The organism is Candidatus Peregrinibacteria bacterium, from assembly GCA_030700255.1.
Lineage (GTDB): Bacteria > Patescibacteriota > Gracilibacteria > UBA1369 > JABINC01 > JABINC01.
Genome location: JAUYJN010000034.1, coordinates 1 through 20033, shown reverse-complemented (window position 1 = coordinate 20033; position 20033 = coordinate 1). Strand labels below are relative to the sequence as shown.

Here is a 20033-nt window from a genome sequence, read left to right as displayed (position 1 = left end):
GTCCAAAAAGTAAATTAATAAAATATGGAAAAAGGAGGAGGTTTTGTAAGTCATGTGGAAAGACATTTAGTCTAGAAAAAAACTTAACAAGGAAGTATAGAAAGGCAGCCGAACAGTGGATTTTGGATAGAAGTACACTCCGAAGAATTGAAGAAAGAACAGGTACTGGTTTTTTGTCGAAATGGAGAAGTGTTCAAAAGTATGCAGATCATATTCCAGAACCACTAATTCATTATCTTCGAAACAAAAACAGAGCTTCGAATATCCTCTTAGTTGACGCTATTTACATCAAGGTCAAAGGTGAAGAAAGAGCTGTCTTAATTGCATATGATACTGGTATTGGAGTGATCAATTATTGGATAGATGAATCCGAGAGTGCGTCAGCATACTGAGAGAAAATTTGACTGTGAGGGGGGGGGTAGATACCCAAAAGATGAGATTTTATTCAACAGAATTTATCATATTTTTATGACAAACAAGATTGAAGATGTGCCAAGGCGTATTGAAAGATTTAGGGTTTTCCAGGAAGCTTTTGATGGAAGGACGCCAATTTTTGATTGGTTTTGGAACGTAGTGCCAGGCGCCTTGTTACACCTCTCTTATCAGCAAAAAATACCACGGACTTCGAACTACATTGAGAACTTAAACAAACGTATCAAACAGAGGTTAAAGACATTCTATGGAGTTAAGTCTGAGGACAGTTTGAGGAAAACATTAAAGATACTCTTTTACTTTCAAGAGCGCAAATGACACCAACAGGTTTTTGAAACAGTTTCCAAAATACGCTCTTGTGAGAGCCATAGAAGGTTTGCTAAACTACTGGCAATTAAAATAAAATTATGAAGAGAGCATTAATTACAGGAATTACTGGGCAGGATGGTGACTACTTGGCTAAATTGCTTTTGGATAAGGGCTACAAGGTTTTTTGGTGGGAGCTTAAGGTTAAATTTGAGGGATTGGTTAAAATGATGGTGGCGGCTGATTTGAGGAGGTTGGAGGTTGTTCGTGCTCACGCGCAAATCGTAAAATTGTATTCCGTGCAAAAGGTAGGTGAAATGCTTGCTTCCAATATTCTTGATCTGAAATAATAGCCTGCTGATTTGGGCGTTTTAGGCTTGCACACATGCTAAAAATAAAGAACCCCGCCCTTACGGACTGGGAACTCTCGCTGGATTAGAAATATATTGTTTCAATAAATTTTATTGTGACAGGATAGAATATGAGAATCCAGAAGAAATTTTATTTTTAATGGATTCTCGATCTGAAGGATTTACCCTAATTATAGGATTATTTGATGGGGATAGTTTAGGATTCATCAAATATTTGATGTAGTATTGATTTTTTAAATACAAATTGTTGTCAATCCCATATGCCAAATCTAAATTGGGATGTATCCATGCAGCTATTAAATCAGGGGATAGACTCATTATGTAATTAGGATCACTCTTATTATGCCCTACTGCAAAGAAATTGCTTTTAGATTTGCCAATGACTTTATTATTTAATCCAAGCATATCGATTGTATAAGTTTCAAAAAGGAATGGTATTTTACCTGCAGCATCGATAGCAATTGTTTTATTTGGCTCATTTTCCTTGAGGAAATTACCGAGATTTATCCATGAATCAAATTTGTTAAAATTATATTGAAATCGTGAATCCAGAAGTATTGTGCTTAATATAATTAATAAGAAACATACGTATGCGATATAGCAGAAGCGTAATTTATTTATAAACCTGATAAGTACTATAATTGTAAATAGTATTGTTGGAAGCAAAAACCTGTCATAAAACACATCTCCACCGATAAATATCCAATAAATAAACCAAAGGAATATGTATATTTCTTCGAAAGTCAGCGCTGATAATTGATGTCTTATAATTTTATATAAAATTATAAAGAATATGAATATACTTATAATAAATATAGGGGAGAACTGGCTTATTTCCACCAATTGATTTATAGAGGCATGGATTCTTTGTATTAGTGTGCCTGAGACCTTAACATAAAATGTATTTGATAGAATATCCCCATAATAAATAAAACGCCATATTGTGGTAAAGATTACCGTCGAGGCTGTGACTATTATAGACTTTATAGCAAGATTATATTGTCGTCTTAGAAGTAAAAATATTGACGATATTATTGGGACAATGAATCCATCAATTCTGATTAAAGAAGAAAATATTAGTGTAATATAATATAGATATCTGTTTTTTTTTGTATTAAAAAACATTATTCTTTGTGTAAATGTATATATTAAGATAGTTATTAAAAATATAAATGATGTTTCCATTCCGCTTGCTGTCCATACCCATAAGTTTGGAGTGAGGGCCATTAATAAGGCAATTATGAAAGCTATTCGTGTTGAAATATATTTTTTAAAAAATGTGTATAAGATTATTATTGATGCTAAGATGCAAATAGTGTTTAAAATTGTTACACTTAAATAAATATTTCCCTTGCCAAACATGAAAAGTGGAGTTATTAATATCGTGTATAGAAGATTGGAAAATCCTTCCACGTATTCTCCTTGGTTCCAAACCAATCCTTTGCCGTCGAATAAATTGTTTGCATATCTGTATGTTATATAAGCATCATCTGTACCAAACGCATGTCCTGTAGAGTTTAAATAAAAAAATCCATATTTAAAATGTAAGAAAGTTCCAATGATTAATACAATGGATATTAGTAATAGAAGATAAATATCTTTTAGTTTCATAAAAAATAGGTCTGTAAAATAATTTGTGTCTAAAGGGTATGATGGATATTTAACATATAACCCATTTAAACTATGAGGCACAATATCAACTTAGACGAACTTCAGGGAAAACTTTCCGGAGTTCGAAACATGGACGAACTGGTAATGGATACCGAGGGTGGGAACGACCAGTCTATACCTAACTGGTAGCTCCAGAAAACTTTCTATGGACAACGCCCTTAAGGATTACTAGAATGTTTTTATCATGAATTTAAATAATATGTGGAAAAATGTATTGATAACTGGGGTGATCGACCAGGATGGAGCATATTTGGACGAATTAATGCTTCAAAATGAAGGATATGAATATTTGTAGGTTAAAGTGGGTTTTATTTTTTTCTGTTTTTTTATTTAGCGGGTGTTTTTTAAAACAGCCTCCCCGGGAAGGCTTTGTTAATATCATTAAGGATACGGTTTTTAGAGTTGATTATGATTCCGAGGTAATTGATTTTGATATACCCGATACTATGTCTTACGGTGAGGTTTATAACGCTTCAGTTACTTTTAAAAACACCGGAAGTATTGAATGGAATTCATTTGACGGTTACAAAATGGGTGCTTTTCATGACAATGTAGATGACGCGTTTTCTCGTAAAAAAGTTCTTGCAACAATAAAAAGCGGTAATAATACGAAATTATATTTTCCATTGATTGCTCCTTTTGAGGGGGATTTTTATTCTTTCAATTTGAGAATGTTAAAAGAACACGTATTATGGTTCGGAGAGACTATTGAAGCTAATGTGCGTCTTATTGATGAACAAAATGCAGAATTCCCGAAAATGGAAAAGTTTAATTTGTTATTATCCGAGGATGATTTAGATTATTTTGATGAATTTACCGAAAATAGTTTAGTGGCCGGATGTAGTTTTAACGAATTGGTCGAATGGAGAAGGGCAAAGCTTTTATTCAATGGTGAAAAATATGATGTTAAGGTAAAAATTCACGCAGCATCCCTCAATCATTATACCGGCCAAAACAAGTCTTATAAAATAAAACTTTTAGATGATAAAACAATCAACGGTTATAGTAAGTTTAAATTGATTATTTTTAGCGATCGTTCCTTCCATCCTTTAATTAATTATATCTTTTATGATTTTTTGGATCTTTATGGCGCGGAACATAAGCTTGTTTCATTTGCCTTAAACGATAGTGATTATTTTAGTTATTATTTCTTAGGTAATAATTTCAAGGAATATGCCGTGATTAATGAACTTTCAAATTCTTCTTATATAGGCAAGGCTCGTGTTCTAGACTGTTTGTTTAATTTTTTTATAAGGCTTGAAGGAGGTGGCCACCAGAATTTTTTGAATTACGAGTTTGGTTTTAACGAGGTTTCCGGAGACTTTATTGATAAAGCTAAAGTTAATTATTTGATTTTTTTGTTGAATCAGGCGATTTTAGATGATGATTACGAAAGATTAATAAGTTTTTTCGATTATGACTATTTGATTAAATATTCCGCCCTGTCGTCTATCTTACAAGCATCTCATGATCTTTCCGGTGATAATCAGGCGTTTGTATATAAAGAGACAGACGGCAAATTTTATCCGATAGTGGGGTCAGAGATGGTTTATGTTTATAGGTATAATTTGGTGGAAGCTGAAAACAACGTGGAGCTTTGCGCTATTGGCGAAGAAGTTATGATAGGAGAGGAGATTGATTTTTTTTCAACTTTAAATAAAAATCCGGCTTTTAGGCAAGATAAGTATAAAAAGATTTTTGAAATTCTCAATAACACGGAATTGATGAATGAAATACAGAGGTTTTTACAATCGAATTATTTGGCTGGGTTTGGTTCGTCGTTGGATATCGATACTTTTTCTTGGGAAGATTATTTGCTTAATTCTTTTTCCTCTTTATCATTTAATTTGTCTCTTTTACGAGAAGATTTGACTTCCTCGCATTTTATGGTTTATTTGTCGGACAATAAGGAAAATATCAGTCTTAAAATAAATCCGATTTCCATTTCCGAATTAATTATTGAAGATTTGATTTTGAATTTTAGAGAACCCCTTGAGGCGGGGAGTTTTATTGATTTGACCGTAAAAAACGGTGATCGTTTTCGCTCCGAGCGTATTTTCATTACCGAAGATACCGATAAATTGGATATTTCCGATTATCTATTTGAAAATTCGTCATTTTTGTTTTTGGACGATGATCTTATTCCAAAAATCAATGAAACGGAGATAGTTCTTGAAAATGGCATAAAACCGGTAAAGGACATATCTTTTAGAATATATAATTCTGTTGCAAATTTTGAATTGAAGGAAAACGAGAATATTTTTGTTTATAGAAATGAAGAAGATTATAAGCAATCCATTGATGATTTTTATAATTATCAAAGTACCAATCCCAAATATTGTAAAACCAAGCATTATAATGATCTTAGCGATTTTAATTGGAATCTAATCCATGACCCCGCTTTGTTACAAGAGGAATATAGACATTTATGGGATCAAATGAAAAATATTGACGATGATTTTTCCCATATCGAAGATATATTGGATAATAAAAAAGATGTCCTACTTACTTTACAGAACTATATTGAGCCTAAAACCGGTAAAGGAGGAATTATTTTAATTAAAAATATTTTGCATGATTTGGCTTTTTCCAAGATATATATGAATGTTGTTCAGATTGGAACAAATGTACAGGTTGAGATAATTCCGATTTCATTGGTCGATGATTTTTTTGATAAATTTATTATTCATTTTAATGATTCTTTTTTACCCGGACAAAAGGTTTTTGTTAAATTAAAAAAGGACAATGGAGATGTTTTATTAAATTATGAGTATGTTTTTGATGGTGACGCTGATTTTATGGATATTTCTTTTTTGCTTAAAGATGTCTCATTTAGAAGTGATTTTGATGAAAATTTAAAAACTGTAAAGACCAAATATTTTTTAAATTTATCCTTTGTCGATTTTGAGGGGAATATTTTTGTTGATAGTTTGGATTTAAAGGCTAAGAACAGTATTACAGATAAAAAGCTTTCCGGTGAAGATTTATTTTATGAAATTGCCGATGGGAATGCTTATTATTTTTATGAAAAAGATTTTTCTCCCCGGGAGACTTATAACAGATATGGAATATTTGATATCGATGAAGATAAATTGATTTTGAGTGGGAATGTTTATATTTATGAAGATATTATTGTGCCTAAAAATACTGAATTGATTATTGATCCGGGTACGAATATTTATTTGGCACAAGGCGTTTCTCTTGTTTCTTATTCCAAGGTTACAGCTAATGGCGCGGAGGACGCTCCTATAAATGTATATTCGATAGATCCGATCATCCCTTTTGGTACATTTTCCATGCTTGACGAGGGAGCTTCCGGAAGCACTTTCGATTATTTTAATATCCAAAACGGGAGTGAAACTTATATAAACGGTGTTTATTTTTCCGGAATGTTCAACGCTTATCATGTGAGCGATGTCATAGTTAATCATTCATCTTTCAAATATGCAAAAGCGGATGATTCTCTTAATTTTAAATATTCCAATTCAGATGTTCTTAATTCTTATTTCTTTGAGAATAGTGCGGATGCTATTGATTTTGACTTTATGGGTGGAAACATCATTGGCAATAGATTTGAGAATAACGGGGATGATGCTGTAGACACCTCAGGGAGTACGACTCTTATAAAGGATAATTATATATATGAATCCGGTGATAAATGTATTAGTCTTGGCGAAAAAAGTAATGTTTTGGTTGTCAATAATTTATTGGATGGTTGCAGTATTGGCATTGAAGTCAAGGACTTGTCCAGTCCGGTTATTTTGAATAATGTTATTAAAAATAATGCTATTGGCGTTAACAGCTATCAGAAGAAGTCGGAATTTGGTGGAGGTCATGCGGAGGTTTGGAATACTTTATTTTATAATAATGGGCGGGAAATTGTTTTTGAAAACACTTTTAAGGGTAAAAAGTTGAAAACTGATGACAGTGATATTTCTATTAATTTTTCCAATATTCCCGGAGGGTTTGACGGAGACGGTAATGTTGATCTTGAAGCCGATGGATTGTTCCTTTTGAAAGGAGGAAGTCTAAACGCGATAATGGCGCCTGATTATATAGGTGCCACAACAATAGGATTATTACCTGCAAGTGACCTCCTCTCCTCCATTGGTTCCGCAGAACATTTATTTAATGATTCTCAAATTTTATCTGATAATATTCCTTTAATTCTGCATGTTAACGAGGAATATCCCATATTTATAACGGTTATCAATGTCGGGGAATTGCCTTGGTCGTATAATGGTTTATATAAATTGGGATTTCAAATGTTTCATTTTGATGAGAATGTTATTGAAGATAGAATTCTTTTAGAGCAGGATGTTGATGTTTTTCCGGATGATATTTATAAATTTGAATATTTGATCAAGGCTCCATCCGAACCAGGTTTGTATAAATATAAATTTCAGATGGTACAGGAATCGATTGAATGGTTTGGTGATGATCTGATAAAGGAGATAGAAGTCATTAAATAATTTTTATGCTTTTTATTTCTTTAAACTTTATTTTATTTTTCCGGCTCTTTAAACACTTTGAACTTAATTTAAGTTGGTTTTATTTAAGAAGCTTCTTCAGTGCATTTGCTACAGATACTGATGAATACAGTTTTATGATTTGCGCATGCGCAAGCTCTTGTTTCTCACGCATATAATTTTCATCTCGATCTTCATAGACTTTTTTCATCATTTTGACTGCATCCTCTATATCCACATCCGCCCAGTGATTTCCTTTTTTGTATGGACCGACTGTTTTCTCGATCTCCACGAGTTTGTAAGGTACGAGGAAGCTATTCGTATCGTCCATGAAATCCAGATTGCCGGAATAGTTCGTGCCTATTACGGTTTTTTTCAAATACATCGCTTCGGCAAGGCCATAACCAAAACCCTCCGCACGATGCAACGATACATAGCAATCAATTGAATTAAGGAGTCCGGTGAACTCCTCCTGAGCATAATATTCATTGATAATTCTATACTGCGTGCCTTTCAAAATCACATGTAATTTCTTCTCGTGTGAGCGATCCAGATTTTGAGTTTTGATGATGAGCATGGTGCTGTCTGATGGGAAGGCGGCGGCGTACGCCGCCGCCGTCGCAAATGGATTTTTCCTATCGGCAAATGAGAACCCATCAAATGAAAACAAAAATACATATACATCTTTTGAAATCCCGAAATATGTCCGATTGAATTTTGTGTCCACGATCGGCTCTACTAATAATGGAATTTTTGATACTTTCAGATCAGTTGCCTTTTGAATGGACTTTTTTGCGAAATCGGAAATCGTCCACACTTCATGCACGTACTCAAAAGCGCCCTTCCATTCATCCGGAAAACTATCCAACTCCCATGCCCATAGTCCGATATTGTATTTACCTTTTAATTTTTCAGCTCCTATTTCACTCAACCTGCGAGGAGTTTCATCCGCATTAAAACAACATAAATTTATAGAGTAAGGTAGCTCATCTGAAAATGTTTCTACGGAATTATCCGCATTTCGATGCCAACCTATATCAAAATTATATACGGATATGGCCACTCCGGCTTGTTTGAGCGCCATGATCATCCCACGTGATATTTGCCCTATGCCACATTCGGCAGTGATGTATCCGATTATATTTACGCCGAAAGGTAAGGACTCATCAAGACGCCCGAGTCTCGACTTTTTTACTTTAAAAAACTCATCCTCCCTGCTTTTCATTCCCACCTTTTTTTTTACTTTTCTATATTTTTCTCTCAGAGAGATATATCGTTCCAAACCGAGGATGGTTTTTAACCAATGATGCATCTTACAATATAGGTTAATGTTGTTGCACAGTCTAACGTGAAGCATTATACTTGCGAGGAATTTAAATACTATGGAAAAATTGGACGCTCTTGAGAATGAGAGCATTTACATTATTCGAGAGGCATACTTCAAGTTCAAGAAAATAGCTCTTCTATGGTCGATTGGGAAGGATTCAACAACTCTTTTATGGCTTTGTCATAAAGCTTTTTTTGGAAAAATACCATTTCCTGTGATGCATATTGATACAACTTTTAAATTCCCTGAAATGTATGCGTTTCGTGATAAATATGCAAAAGAGTTTGGTCTTGATTTATTGGTAGAGAAAAATAAAAAAGCCTTGGAAGCCGGTATAAGTTATGAAACTCATGATGCATTTACTTGTTGCCATGAATTGAAGACGAATGCGCTTATGCAAGCAATCCAAAAATATGGGTTTGAAGCTTTATTAGTTGGTATTAGAAGAGATGAACATGGTATTCGAGCCAAAGAAAGATATTTCTCACCTCGTAATAAAGCCTTCGAATGGAATTATGAAAATCAACCAACTGAATTATGGGACCATTATCAAAATAATACAAACTCTTCACAGCATATGCGAGTTCACCCACTTTTGCATTGGACGGAATTGGATATTTGGGAGTATGTAAAGAGAGAAAATATGCCGGTAAATGAATTATATTTCGCCCATAATGGGAAAAGGTATAGAAGCCTTGGTTGCCGGGCAATTACCACTTCCATGGAAAGTAATGCCTCTACAGTTGATGAAATAATAGCTGAAATTAAAATATCGAAGATTGCGGAACGAAGTGGGAGAAAGCAAGATAAAGAACAGGCAAATATGATGCAAAAGTTGCGCGCACTCGGATATATGTAAATAAATATGAATACCGAATTAAAAATCGTTATAACGGGACATATCGATCACGGCAAATCCACTTTGATAGGGAGGATTTTATATGACACAAAAACTCTTCCCGGAGAAGTCCAAGCAAGGATGGAGGGGCTTGAAAAAGGTCAGCTTACAGCTACTTTCGCCTCGCTACTTGATCAATTGCAAGAGGAAATAGCGGAGGAAAAGACTATAGATACAACCTGTATGTATTTCAAAACCGAGAAAAAATCATATGTAATTATAGATGCTCCGGGGCACAAAGAGTATATAAAAAATATGATTACGGGCGCGTCAAAAGCTGATATAGCCGTAGTCGTCGTTGCGGCAAATGAAGGAATTAAGGAACAGACAAGGAGGCATTTATTTTTGTTAAAATTAATTGGTATAAAAAATATAATTGTTGTCGTTACAAAAATGGACTTAGTGGCATATAGTGAAAAGATTTATAATTTTGTTACAGAGCAATGTAGCGATTACATGAAAGAATGTGATTTAAAACCGATAGCTTTTATTCCTATTTCTTCGGCTGAAGGAGAAAATATATTACATAAATCTCAGAAGCAAGAATGGTACGAGGGAAACTCTCTCTTGGGATCATTTGATGATTATCAAATGAAAAATGTGGAGAAAACAGGGCTAATATTCCCTATACAGGATATATATAGTGACAATGAATCTAATTATATAGTCGGAAGAGTTGAGGCGGGTCGTGTGCGAGAAAATGACGATATTTTAATTCTTCCCGCAAAAAAGGAAACAAAAATTGTTTCTATATGGCAATGGAAAAAAGTGATTGAGGAAGCGAATCAAGGTGAGTGTATCGGGCTTAGACTTGGAAATATGTCAAACGTAAAAAGAGGAGATATTATTACAAATAAAAATAGTGGTTTGAAAGTAGGAAAGTATTTTAAAGCACTTATTTTTTGGTTACATGATGTGGCCTCAAATGACATTGGAGATAAGCTGAAAATCGAAATTGCCACGCAATCATCTACTTGTACTATCAAGGAAACGCATCGTAAGATTGATTCTTCAACTCTAAAAGAACTACCGCTGGATGCTCCAATGCTTTATCTAACGGAAGTAGGAGAAGTCTCCATAGAAACTCAAGAACCGATTGTATTCGGAAATTTCTCAAACAACGCAACACTGGGGAAATTTGTACTTCTAAAAGATGATGAAATAGTAGCCGGCGGGATTATTCTTTAATTTCAAACCATGGCACTTCGATAAGCTCCGGTATATAAAGCCCACCGGGATGTGCGTATATTCCGTACTCTCCAAAACAATCTCCATGGTCCGATGATATGGCTTTTTTGCCTTTAAAATGAGGTAAATTATCTCGAATTTCTTTTAAAATAAGTTCAAGATTCCCTTTGTATGCCATCCATACTTCATCCTTCGTCACTTGGTTATTCTTCAGTTGCTCGTATATGTTCAGCATTTTCTTATCATGATTCTTATTTCCCAAAATATTATCGCGTGCCATTTCCCATCCGCCTTCATCCAATCTATCCTCCCCGATAAAAGGATGATGCGGTTGAATATAATGAACGAAGATTTTTTTATCCGGATATTTTTTGTGAAGTTTCAAGGCGAGATTAGTGACGTCGCCGGGTAAAACCGTCTTCAGCTTCGTATCCCAGCCGGTATCCCATAACTCCTCAAGGAGAAAAAAATTGACATCCATCTTCTCTTTCTCTATGAGATAATTTCGAGATACGAAAGGATTTGCCGATATATATATAATGTCACTTAGATCATGATCAATCATTGATTTTTTCGCCCATTCCGGCGTGCAGGATGCGAGGGAAATTTTCTTTGAAAGTTCTCCCTCAATAAATTTGTTATTTTGTTCAAAAAGATCAAAGCGGCAGGCGTCAATAAGAAAAAGAACATCCCATTTTTCATCAAACATATTGAAAGATTTCGGATTAACGTTCTGCAAGAAAAATCCTTCTTCAATTTTTCCCTTGAGCATTTCGCTATCTTCATTTTCTACGAAATTCATACCCCCCGTATCAAAAGAGACGTCAAGCGATGTATTGCCGGCATTACTATCTTTACGAGTTACGTAAAAACTATAAGCTTTATCTTTCCAATCAAAATGATCACCCCCGCCCTCTTGTCTTATTGCGACAGTCACCATTATTTTCCCACACGCGATATGAAGCTTGTCTATTTTGAAGTCAAAAAAACCTTTCCCTTCGATACTCTCAATCCTAAATCCCTCCAATTCGGTATTTGTCCCGAATATGCATTCATCATGTTCCGATGTAAATCGGATGCCGAATATAGGTTTTTCTACATAAGAAAACGCTAAATATCTCACTCGAATTATTATTGGATCCTCCGATACAAATGTATCGCTCAAATTGCCGAACTTATCTATAAATTTCACGTCATTAATTTCCACTACTTTGGGTGTTTCGACAGGTGGTAATACCGGAGGCTCAATGACTGTAAAATCGGTTACGTCATTTACCACTGTCGGGAATCCCTCCGCTTGTTGATAAATATATTGATCTATAACTTTTTCAACCGCTCCCTGCGCAACCAATTCACCTTTTTTTAAATACAGACAGCGATCACAAAACCTTCTTATTGAGCCTATATCGTGAGTGACGAACACGATTGTTTTACCCTCTTCTTTGAATTTTCTAAATACGTTAAAACATTTTTCTTGAAATCGCGCATCGCCAACGGCAAGAACTTCATCCATAATCAATATATCCGCATCCACCTGGATTGCCACGGAAAATGCAAGGCGCACAAACATACCGGAAGAATAGTTTTTCACTTTCATATCCATGAATCTTTCAAGCTCGGCGAATGCCACTATATCCTTATAGCGAGCGTCGATTTCTTTTTTTGAAAGTCCCAATACTGCGGCGTTCAAATATACATTTTCCGCACCTGAAAGTTCAGGATCGAATCCGACACCGAGCTCCAAGAACGGAGAAATTTTCCCACTTACATTAACCATACCTTTTGTCGGGCTGTATATGCCTGAAATGATTTTGAGCAGAGTGCTCTTCCCACTTCCGTTCGCGCCGATAATGCCAACAAATTCACCTTTTTTAATTTCAAAGGAAATGTCATTTAAGGCCTCAAACGTTTCATAAGTTGTCTTATTGAACAGATGAACAAAATGCTCCTTAAGAGTTGTTTTCTTCTCATGAGGTATAAGAAATTTCTTACTTACTTTTTGTACGGAAATAACTTGTTTCATAGGTTAAAGTTTTTCAACTATATTTTTGTTAAGCCATTTGAAGATCATGTATCCGAAAATGAAAATTAAAATTGCAAATATGATTATAACGGCATTCAGCCAAAAACCCGGTATATGTTCTTGCAAGAAAATTGTACGTGAATACCAAATAATACGTGCCATCGGATTCAAATAGAATATGCTGTGATATTGTGTAGGCACAATTTCTATGGTGTAAAAAATCGGAGTTAACCAAAATCCGAGTTGTAATAATATTTCCCAAATATGGGACATGTCACGGAATCTTATGAATAAAACTGATAACAATAAAGATATGCCTAAAATAATGAAATATTCCGCGATAACGTATATTGGGAAAAATAACATAGATATCGAAAACGGTATATCGCTCAATATAAGGAATACTATAAAAATCAGGAAATTTAATGCAAAGGTTATAAGTGCGCTGGAAGTCGAGGCTACGACAATTAAAATTCGTGGAAAATTAACTTTGGATATCAAGCTTGATTTGCTCAGCAGTGAAGCGAGCCCCATAGACGTTCCCTCGGCAAAAAAATTCCACAAGATGATTCCGAGAAGAAGATATATTTGATAATGTTCAACGGGGAAACGCATCAAAATACTGAAGACCACATACAAAACACCAAACAACATCAATGGTTTTATCAACGTCCAAAGATAGCCCAGTAATGACCCATGATATCGTAATTTAAACTCTGTCAGTGCGAGAGTTTTCGTAAGCTCATAATTTTGTTGAAATTTACTCATATATCAATATCTGTAATGCTCCGGTTTGTAAGGCCCTTCAACGGAAATATCCAAATAATCAGCCTGTTCTTTTGTGAGTTTGTCGAGTCGGACACCGATTTTTGCGAGGTGCAGTCGCGCGACTTCTTCATCGAGTTTTTTCGGTAGCATGTATACGCCGGGACTGTATTGTTCGGTTTTTGTATAAAGCTCTATTTGTGCGAGGACTTGGTTTGTAAATGAATTACTCATTACAAATGACGGATGCCCGGTCGCGCATCCGAGATTAACCAGACGACCTTCCGCGAGTAAAATAAGCTCATTGCCGTTTGCAAGAGTGTGTTTATCCACTTGAGGTTTGATTTCCATTTTTTTGGAATTTTCTTTGAGCCAGCTAGTTTCTATTTCACTGTCAAAATGCCCGATATTACAAAGGATAGCTTGGTCTTTCATCTGCTCCATGTGAGCACCTGTAATTACGTCCGCACAGCCTGTTGCTGTAACAAATATATTCCCTTCTTTCACAGCTTCATCCATAGGTTTTACTTCATATCCTTCCATAGCTGCTTGCAAGGCATTTATCGGGTCAATCTCAGTAATAATTACGCGAGCCCCGTATGAACGCATAGAGTGCGCACAGCCCTTACCTACATCTCCGTATCCGGCTATTACCACAACTTTACCCGCTATCATCACATCTGTTGCACGTTTGAGGCCGTCGGCGAGTGATTCACGACAGCCGTATAGATTGTCGAATTTACTCTTTGTAACGGAATCATTTACGTTAATGCACGGTGTTTGCAATTTGCCGTTTTTCATCATTTGATAAAGTCTATGCCCTCCGGTTGTCGTTTCCTCCGTTATCCCTTTGATTTCCGAAAGCATTTCGGGATATTTTTTGTAAATCAATTCGGTGAGGTCGCCTCCATCGTCAAGAATCATGTTCGGGCCCAGCGCCTTGGCGCCGTCCGGCTCCTCGCTCTTCTCGCCGAATTTCAGAGTTTCTTCGATGCACCATGCATACTCTTCTTCCGTTTCGCCTTTCCATGCGAAGACGGGGATAGAGGCGGCGGCGATAGCCGCCGCCGCATGATCTTGTGTTGAAAATATATTGCAACTGCTCCACCGAACTTCCGCTCCAAGTGCGATTAAAGTCTCAATCAAAACCGCAGTCTGAATCGTCATGTGAATACAACCGGCTATCCGCGCACCATTGAGTGGTTTTGAAGAGCCGTATTTCTCTCTTAGAGACATAAGGCCGGGCATTTCTTTTTCCGCAATTTCAATTTCCTTGCGACCAAATTCAGCCAGGCTGATATCTTTTACTTTATAATCCATAAGGATATGAGGGTTTACTGTGTAAAATGGTTATTGATATGTACACTCACTTTGTTCGTGTGTGGTGGCACTTTAGTTTTTTTTGGCTGAAAAATCAACGTTAAGCCAAGGCGGATTTCAGCGCTTCAACCTTATCGGTTTTTTCCCATGGGAATTCCGATCTGCCGAAGTGCCCATAAGAAGCCGTGGCACGATAAATCGGTCTTTTCAAATCAAGAGTTTTGATGATTCCGGCGGGTGACATATCGAACACTTTTTTGATCGCTTGCTCGATGACTTCATCGGCCACCGTTCCCGTACCAAACGTCGTCACGTGCACGGAAACCGGCTCAGGATAGCCTATGGCGTATGCCAATTGCACTTCAAATCTGTCGGCAAGTCCGGCGGCGACTACGTTTTTTGCTATATAACGAGCCATGTACGCACCGCTACGATCTTGCTTATTCGGAACCTTCCCACTAAATGCGCCGCCGCCATGTCGCCCCATTCCACCATATGTATCCACGATTATTTTTCTGCCCGTTACACCTGTATCACCTTGTGGTCCGCCGATTACGAATTTCCCCGTTTCATTGACGTAAATTTTGGCATTTTCATAAAGCAGCGTCCCACATACCGGTTTGATAATATGTTCGATAATGTCACTGCGAAGTTTTTCATAGGAAATATTCTCATCATGTTGAGCCGCGATTACCACGGCTTCAACCCCGATAGGTTTATCATTTTCATATTCGACTGTTACTTGAGCTTTTCCATCCGGACGGAGGTATGGCAAAGTACCATTTTTGCGAAGTTCCGCCAGTCGTCTAGTTAGACCATGCGCAAGCATGATCGGAAGCGGCATCAGCTCTTCGGTATCTCTGCAGGCGAAGCCGACCATCATACCTTGATCTCCCGCTCCTTGCGCTTTGTGAACACTTTTTTCCGTATTTTCACCTTGAGCTATGTCGGGACTTTGCTCGTGAATCACATTGAGTACGGCGCAACTTTTATAATCAATTCCGTAATCCGCATTTGTATAACCGATATCTTTTAAAACGCTACGTACAAGATCATCCACATTTATATAAGTTTTTGTAGTGATTTCACCACCCACGAGCACCATCCCTGTTGTTGTAAAAACTTCACAACAACAAGCTCCATCGGGATCATCTGTCAGGACAGCGTCAAGCATAGCATCTGAAATTTGATCACAAATTTTGTCTGGATGTCCTTCCGTTACCGATTCTGAAGTGAAAAAGTATTTTGCCATAGTTTGAATTGGGTTAAATGTTTATTAATAATTGTTGTTTTGTCTACGCCTATGGCCTGACGGCCACTAAATTTGGGCACACTTATGCCGTCTTGTTCGGGTATTGTATTTATCCTTATTGCGCGAGGCAAGCTTGCGCGCCTCGCGTATTCAAAAAAATCTTTCCCTATCGGAAAGACTTAAAATTCGTTTTTATATCTTCCCAAGCGCGCTCGCTTACGCTCGCGCCAGGTCAGGATTTAGCACCTTTTCCATTATTGGAGTGGTTGCTGTCGCGTCTCAGGGCCTGTCCCTCAGCGACTCTTGATATTCCTATTTGTCAACGATTCGGATTTTAAACTTTCGCCCTGAGGATTGCAATGCAAATTCCTTTTGGAGAACCGGCCAGGTACCTACCAATTGCCATGTTGAAGACAAGGGATTTGAAGTATTCATGTGTAGAGAAAACGTACGAAAAAGCGTACAAAAAGTGTTCGTCGCACTGGAGAAGTCGCTACAGACCTTAAGCCGCCACAAGCTTAATTAGTCCTCGTGAACTCTATCGATGTCATAGAACTTCATCTGTTCTTTTTTGAACATGAGTTCGATGCGGCCGGTTTTACCGTTACGATGTTTACGGATGTATATATCAGTGATACCTGGGCGGTCAGAGTCTTCTTCATAGTAATCTTCTCGGTACATCATCATAACGACGTCGGCATCTTGCTCGATAGCTCCGGATTCACGAAGGTCAGACAACACCGGCATTTTGTTTGGGCGTTGTTCTACGGCACGAGATAATTGAGATAGAGCGATAATCGGGACGTGGAGCTCGCGCGCGAGCGCTTTTAGCGAGCGCGAGATCTCGGAGATTTCGTTTACACGATTAGAGAAATTTCCACCTGCCTTCCCTGAACTCATGAGTTGTAGATAGTCGATCATGATTACGTCTAGGCCATGCTCCATTTGGAGGCGACGCGCCTTGGCGCGGAGCTCAGGCAAGCTATTCCCAATAGAGTCATCAATAAATATTTTGTAGTTGTTTAGTTCATCCATGACGGGCCCGATTCTAGCAAAATCCGCTTCAGTCAACTGCCCTGTTCTCATCTTCCATGAATCCACCTGTAGAAGCGAACAGAACATACGTTCTACCAACTGCCCTTTGGACATTTCAAGCGACATGATGCCGACACTCTTGCCTGTTTTCGCTACGTTTTGAGCTATATTTAGGGCGAGCGCCGTCTTACCCATAGATGGACGGGCTGCGATAACGACCATGTCAGATGGCTGAAGCCCGGAGAGAATACGGTCAAGCCCATCAAACCCCGTAGGGATTCCGCGATATTTCTCTTTAGCATCCGGATCATGTAGATCTGTGATTTTCTCGTATGTTTTTGTCAAAATATCTTTAATGTGCATGAATTTATCTTTTACGAATGTCTGTGAAACGTTGAAAAGATTTTTTTCTGCATCTTCCAAAATATCCTCTATTTCTGCAGTCTCATCAAATCCGAGACCCTTGATATGGTCACCGGCAGAGATCAGTTTTCGTAGTGTGGATTTGTGTTTTACGATAATTCCATATTGGTAAATATGAGCTGCTGTAACGACAGAATCGACTATTTCCACTAAGTAAGATTTCCCTCCAATATTCTCGAGTTCACCATTATCATTTAATGAATTTGAAACTGTCAATAGGTCAATAGGAGTCCTTTTTTGAAAAAGTTCAAATATTACTCCGTATATCAGCCTGTGCCCTTCATGATAAAAATCATCTGCATTAACAAGATCGGCAATCTTTATTATGCTGTCTTTTTCGAGCAAAAGAGAGCCAATCAAAGAACGCTCAGCGTCGAGGCTATGCGGTGGAACCTTCATGTTGGCAAAATCGACCACGGGGGAAAAATTAAAGGATTTTTAAAAAAACTCTAAAGTGGTTGGGTTCTGGATAGTATCCTCCGATAGCTTCATTGTAAAGTTTTTAAAATCAACAGAGGTTTACTGAAAACTTCTCTTGTGTTGATTTATCTTAAAATATTATTACAATGGCCACGACTTTTAAACATAACTCCCTCTCAAATGGAACTACCACTTCAACAGATTGCGGCACGTATGGTCGCAAAAGGAAAAGGAATTCTTGCCGCTGACGAAAGTAATTCAACGGCCGGCAAAAGACTGGCATCTATAAATACAGAATCAACCTCTGACTCTCGTCGTCAATATCGTGAAATATTCCTCGGGACGGAAAGTGTGGAAAATTATCTTTCCGGTGTGATACTTTATGATGAAACTATTCGTCAAAACATGTCTACAGGAATTTCATTTGTTGAACATTTAAATAATATTGGAGTAATTCCCGGTATCAAGGTCGATATGGGCCTTCAAGATTTACCTAATTTCCCCGGTGAAAGCTACACTCAAGGATTGGATAATCTGAGAGTTAGATTAAAAGAATATTATGAGTTGGGTGCGCGTTTCGCTAAGTGGAGATCTCTTCTTACAATTTCAAATCCGGTAGCTTCCGATGCATGTATTCATACAAACGCACATGGCATGACGATGTACGCATTGCTTTGCCAGGAAGCGGGGATCGTGCCGATTGTGGAGCCGGAGATCTTGATCGAAGGCGAACACACAATTGAAGAAAGTTACGAAGTTACCAAGAGAGCCCTCAAGGGACTTTTTGATATGTTGCAATACTTCAAGGTTGATCTTTCCGGATTGATACTCAAATCAAGTATGGTGATTTCAGGGAAGCAAAATGCCGCTCGTGCCGATGCAAAAACTGTTGGAGAAATGACTTACAAATGCTTACTTGAAACAGTTCCGGCGGAAGTTCCCGGGGTTGTTTTCTTATCCGGTGGGCAAGCCCCGGAGGAAGCTACGGAAAACATGTATGAAGTAAATAAAGCGGCGATCGCCGCCGGAGGCGCTCCATGGGAATTAACATTCTCATTTGCGCGTGCACTTCAAGCACCATCGCTCGCTATCTGGAATGGACATGATGAAAACATAGATGCCGCTCGCGCTAAATTCACTGAACGTCTACAAGCAAATGGAGCCGCTCGCGAAGGTGAGAAGGTTGGCAATGGCGCAGAGATTGAGATAGCCGTTTAAGGTCTGCCATATCGGCATGACTCGGAGCTCTAAACGAACTATTCATTATTAGATAAAAAGCTATTCATATTTTTTTCAGCGTCTTTAACTGCTTGCTGATCTTCTGCAATAGCAAGTGTTTTTTGCATTTTAGTTATGAGATCGTATTTTCGTGCTGCCATCGCATTATCGATAGTAGTTCCAAATACTTTAGGTAGAACTTTTTCGAGGATTTTAAAAGCTTCAAGCTGCTTAGGGTCAACAGGTACTGCATTTTTCAGTTTTTCTTGAATTTCTAATAATCCATCTAATGCGACCATACGTTTTTCAGGATCTAGGTTGAGCCAGTTGTTAGCGACCTTCGCTTCATCGCCAGCGAGTTCGGCAAGCGCCTTTTCGTCATGCTTTGGTTGGTCTTTAAGCTCTTTATTAGTTTCTTTTTGCTTATTGAAAGCATTTTCCAGTTTTGTCTTTTGTTTTTGCATTTCGCCTTCATCATAATTTGGAACAGAAAGCTCGTTAGCAGCTATGAATTTTGCTCTATCAGCATTTGAGTCTGGCACTGGAGCTCCCCCCATTTTATCTCCCATAGTATTTTGTTTTAAAATATAAGATTTATTTTTTACGATCATGCAATTTTACCATAAAGGCAGTCGCAGCGCAAGGTTTTTTGGCTGGAATTTAACCCACTTGGGTTATTGATATATATTTTGCATATACATCTTAGCTTAAGTGGTCGGTTTTATTTTAAAACCTGTGGTTCCATAGTTTCAAACCCCTCAGTAGGTGAGCGCACGTATACCACGCAACATTTCCATTCTCGCGCAACTCGAAATGGTGATTTTTGGCTTATTACTCATGTTTTTTGCCTATTTTTGTCTGGCAATTTTGACGGATTTTTGTTAATATTTTCTTCTAATAATCCTTAAATATAAA

Annotated in this window: 13 protein-coding genes, 1 pseudogene and 1 riboswitch; of the genes and pseudogenes, 7 read left to right on the top strand and 7 right to left on the bottom strand. The window is 37.4% G+C overall.

The annotated features are described in order from the left end of the window. The first annotated feature begins 122 nt into the window (after nt 1-122). Together Q8P68_04340 and Q8P68_04335 are read left to right on the top strand one after the other, a co-directional pair. Entirely contained in the window at nt 123-392 is a 270-nt protein-coding gene (locus Q8P68_04340) for a hypothetical protein (GenBank protein ID MDP4008392.1), read from the top strand. A 447-nt stretch (nt 393-839) separates the two neighbouring features. Continuing rightward, nucleotides 840-995: pseudogene (locus tag Q8P68_04335) on the top strand (GDP-mannose 4,6-dehydratase). A gap of 204 nt (nt 996-1199) precedes the next feature. On the opposite strand, the gene Q8P68_04330 reads toward Q8P68_04335, so the two are convergent. Further along, the gene (locus tag Q8P68_04330) at nt 1200-2720 is read right to left on the bottom strand and encodes a hypothetical protein (protein ID MDP4008391.1); all 1521 of its coding nucleotides are present in this window, start codon (nt 2718-2720) and stop codon (nt 1200-1202) included. Nucleotides 2721-3052: 332 nt separating this feature from the next. Here Q8P68_04330 and Q8P68_04325 point away from each other — a divergent pair, with 332 nt between their 5' ends. Continuing rightward, the gene (locus tag Q8P68_04325; protein MDP4008390.1) at nt 3053-7252 is read left to right on the top strand and encodes a right-handed parallel beta-helix repeat-containing protein; all 4200 of its coding nucleotides are present in this window, start codon (nt 3053-3055) and stop codon (nt 7250-7252) included. Between the two features lie 79 nt (nt 7253-7331). On the opposite strand, the gene Q8P68_04320 is transcribed toward Q8P68_04325, so the two are convergent. Further along, nucleotides 7332-8474, bottom strand: a complete 1143-nt coding sequence (locus Q8P68_04320; protein ID MDP4008389.1) for a glycosyltransferase — start codon at nt 8472-8474, stop codon at nt 7332-7334. Nucleotides 8475-8631: 157 nt separating this feature from the next. On the opposite strand from Q8P68_04320, the gene cysD reads away from it, so the two are divergent. Beyond that, complete coding sequence (cysD, locus tag Q8P68_04315; protein MDP4008388.1) at nt 8632-9435, top strand: sulfate adenylyltransferase subunit CysD; 804 nt, start codon at nt 8632-8634, stop codon at nt 9433-9435. 6 nt (nt 9436-9441) lie between these two features. Next, nucleotides 9442-10662 carry a GTP-binding protein gene (locus tag Q8P68_04310; protein ID MDP4008387.1) on the top strand — a complete coding sequence of 407 codons (1221 nt, stop codon included), beginning with the start codon at nt 9442-9444 and terminating at the stop codon, nt 10660-10662. Here Q8P68_04310 and Q8P68_04305 read toward each other — a convergent pair. Then, nucleotides 10652-12685 (bottom strand): Wzt carbohydrate-binding domain-containing protein, encoded by a 2034-nt coding sequence (locus Q8P68_04305; GenBank protein ID MDP4008386.1) that lies wholly within the window; start codon nt 12683-12685, stop codon nt 10652-10654. The genes Q8P68_04310 and Q8P68_04305 overlap by 11 nt on opposite strands. 286 nt (nt 12686-12971) lie before the next feature. Here Q8P68_04305 and Q8P68_04300 point away from each other — a divergent pair, with 286 nt between their 5' ends. After that, nucleotides 12972-13277, top strand: a complete 306-nt coding sequence (locus Q8P68_04300) for a hypothetical protein (GenBank protein ID MDP4008385.1) — start codon at nt 12972-12974, stop codon at nt 13275-13277. 179 nt (nt 13278-13456) lie between these two features. On the opposite strand, the gene ahcY is transcribed toward Q8P68_04300, so the two are convergent. From ahcY to dnaB, 3 genes are all read right to left on the bottom strand, one after another. Continuing rightward, nucleotides 13457-14770 carry an adenosylhomocysteinase gene (gene ahcY / locus Q8P68_04295; protein ID MDP4008384.1) on the bottom strand — a complete coding sequence of 438 codons (1314 nt, stop codon included), beginning with the start codon at nt 14768-14770 and terminating at the stop codon, nt 13457-13459. Nucleotides 14771-14870: 100 nt separating this feature from the next. After that, entirely contained in the window at nt 14871-16022 is a 1152-nt protein-coding gene (gene metK / locus Q8P68_04290) for a methionine adenosyltransferase (GenBank protein ID MDP4008383.1), read from the bottom strand. A 191-nt stretch (nt 16023-16213) separates the two neighbouring features. Beyond that, nucleotides 16214-16335, bottom strand: a riboswitch (SAM riboswitch). Between the two features lie 209 nt (nt 16336-16544). Then, nucleotides 16545-17897 carry a replicative DNA helicase gene (gene dnaB, locus Q8P68_04285; protein MDP4008382.1) on the bottom strand — a complete coding sequence of 451 codons (1353 nt, stop codon included), beginning with the start codon at nt 17895-17897 and terminating at the stop codon, nt 16545-16547. Between the two features lie 183 nt (nt 17898-18080). Here dnaB and Q8P68_04280 point away from each other — a divergent pair, with 183 nt between their 5' ends. Beyond that, entirely contained in the window at nt 18081-19118 is a 1038-nt protein-coding gene (locus Q8P68_04280) for a class I fructose-bisphosphate aldolase (protein MDP4008381.1), read from the top strand. 38 nt (nt 19119-19156) lie between these two features. Here the strand turns inward: Q8P68_04280 and Q8P68_04275 are convergent, their stop codons facing one another. After that, a complete protein-coding gene (locus Q8P68_04275) occupies nt 19157-19729 on the bottom strand; it encodes a hypothetical protein (GenBank protein MDP4008380.1) in 573 nt (190 codons plus the stop codon). Between the last annotated feature and the right edge of the window lie 304 nt (nt 19730-20033).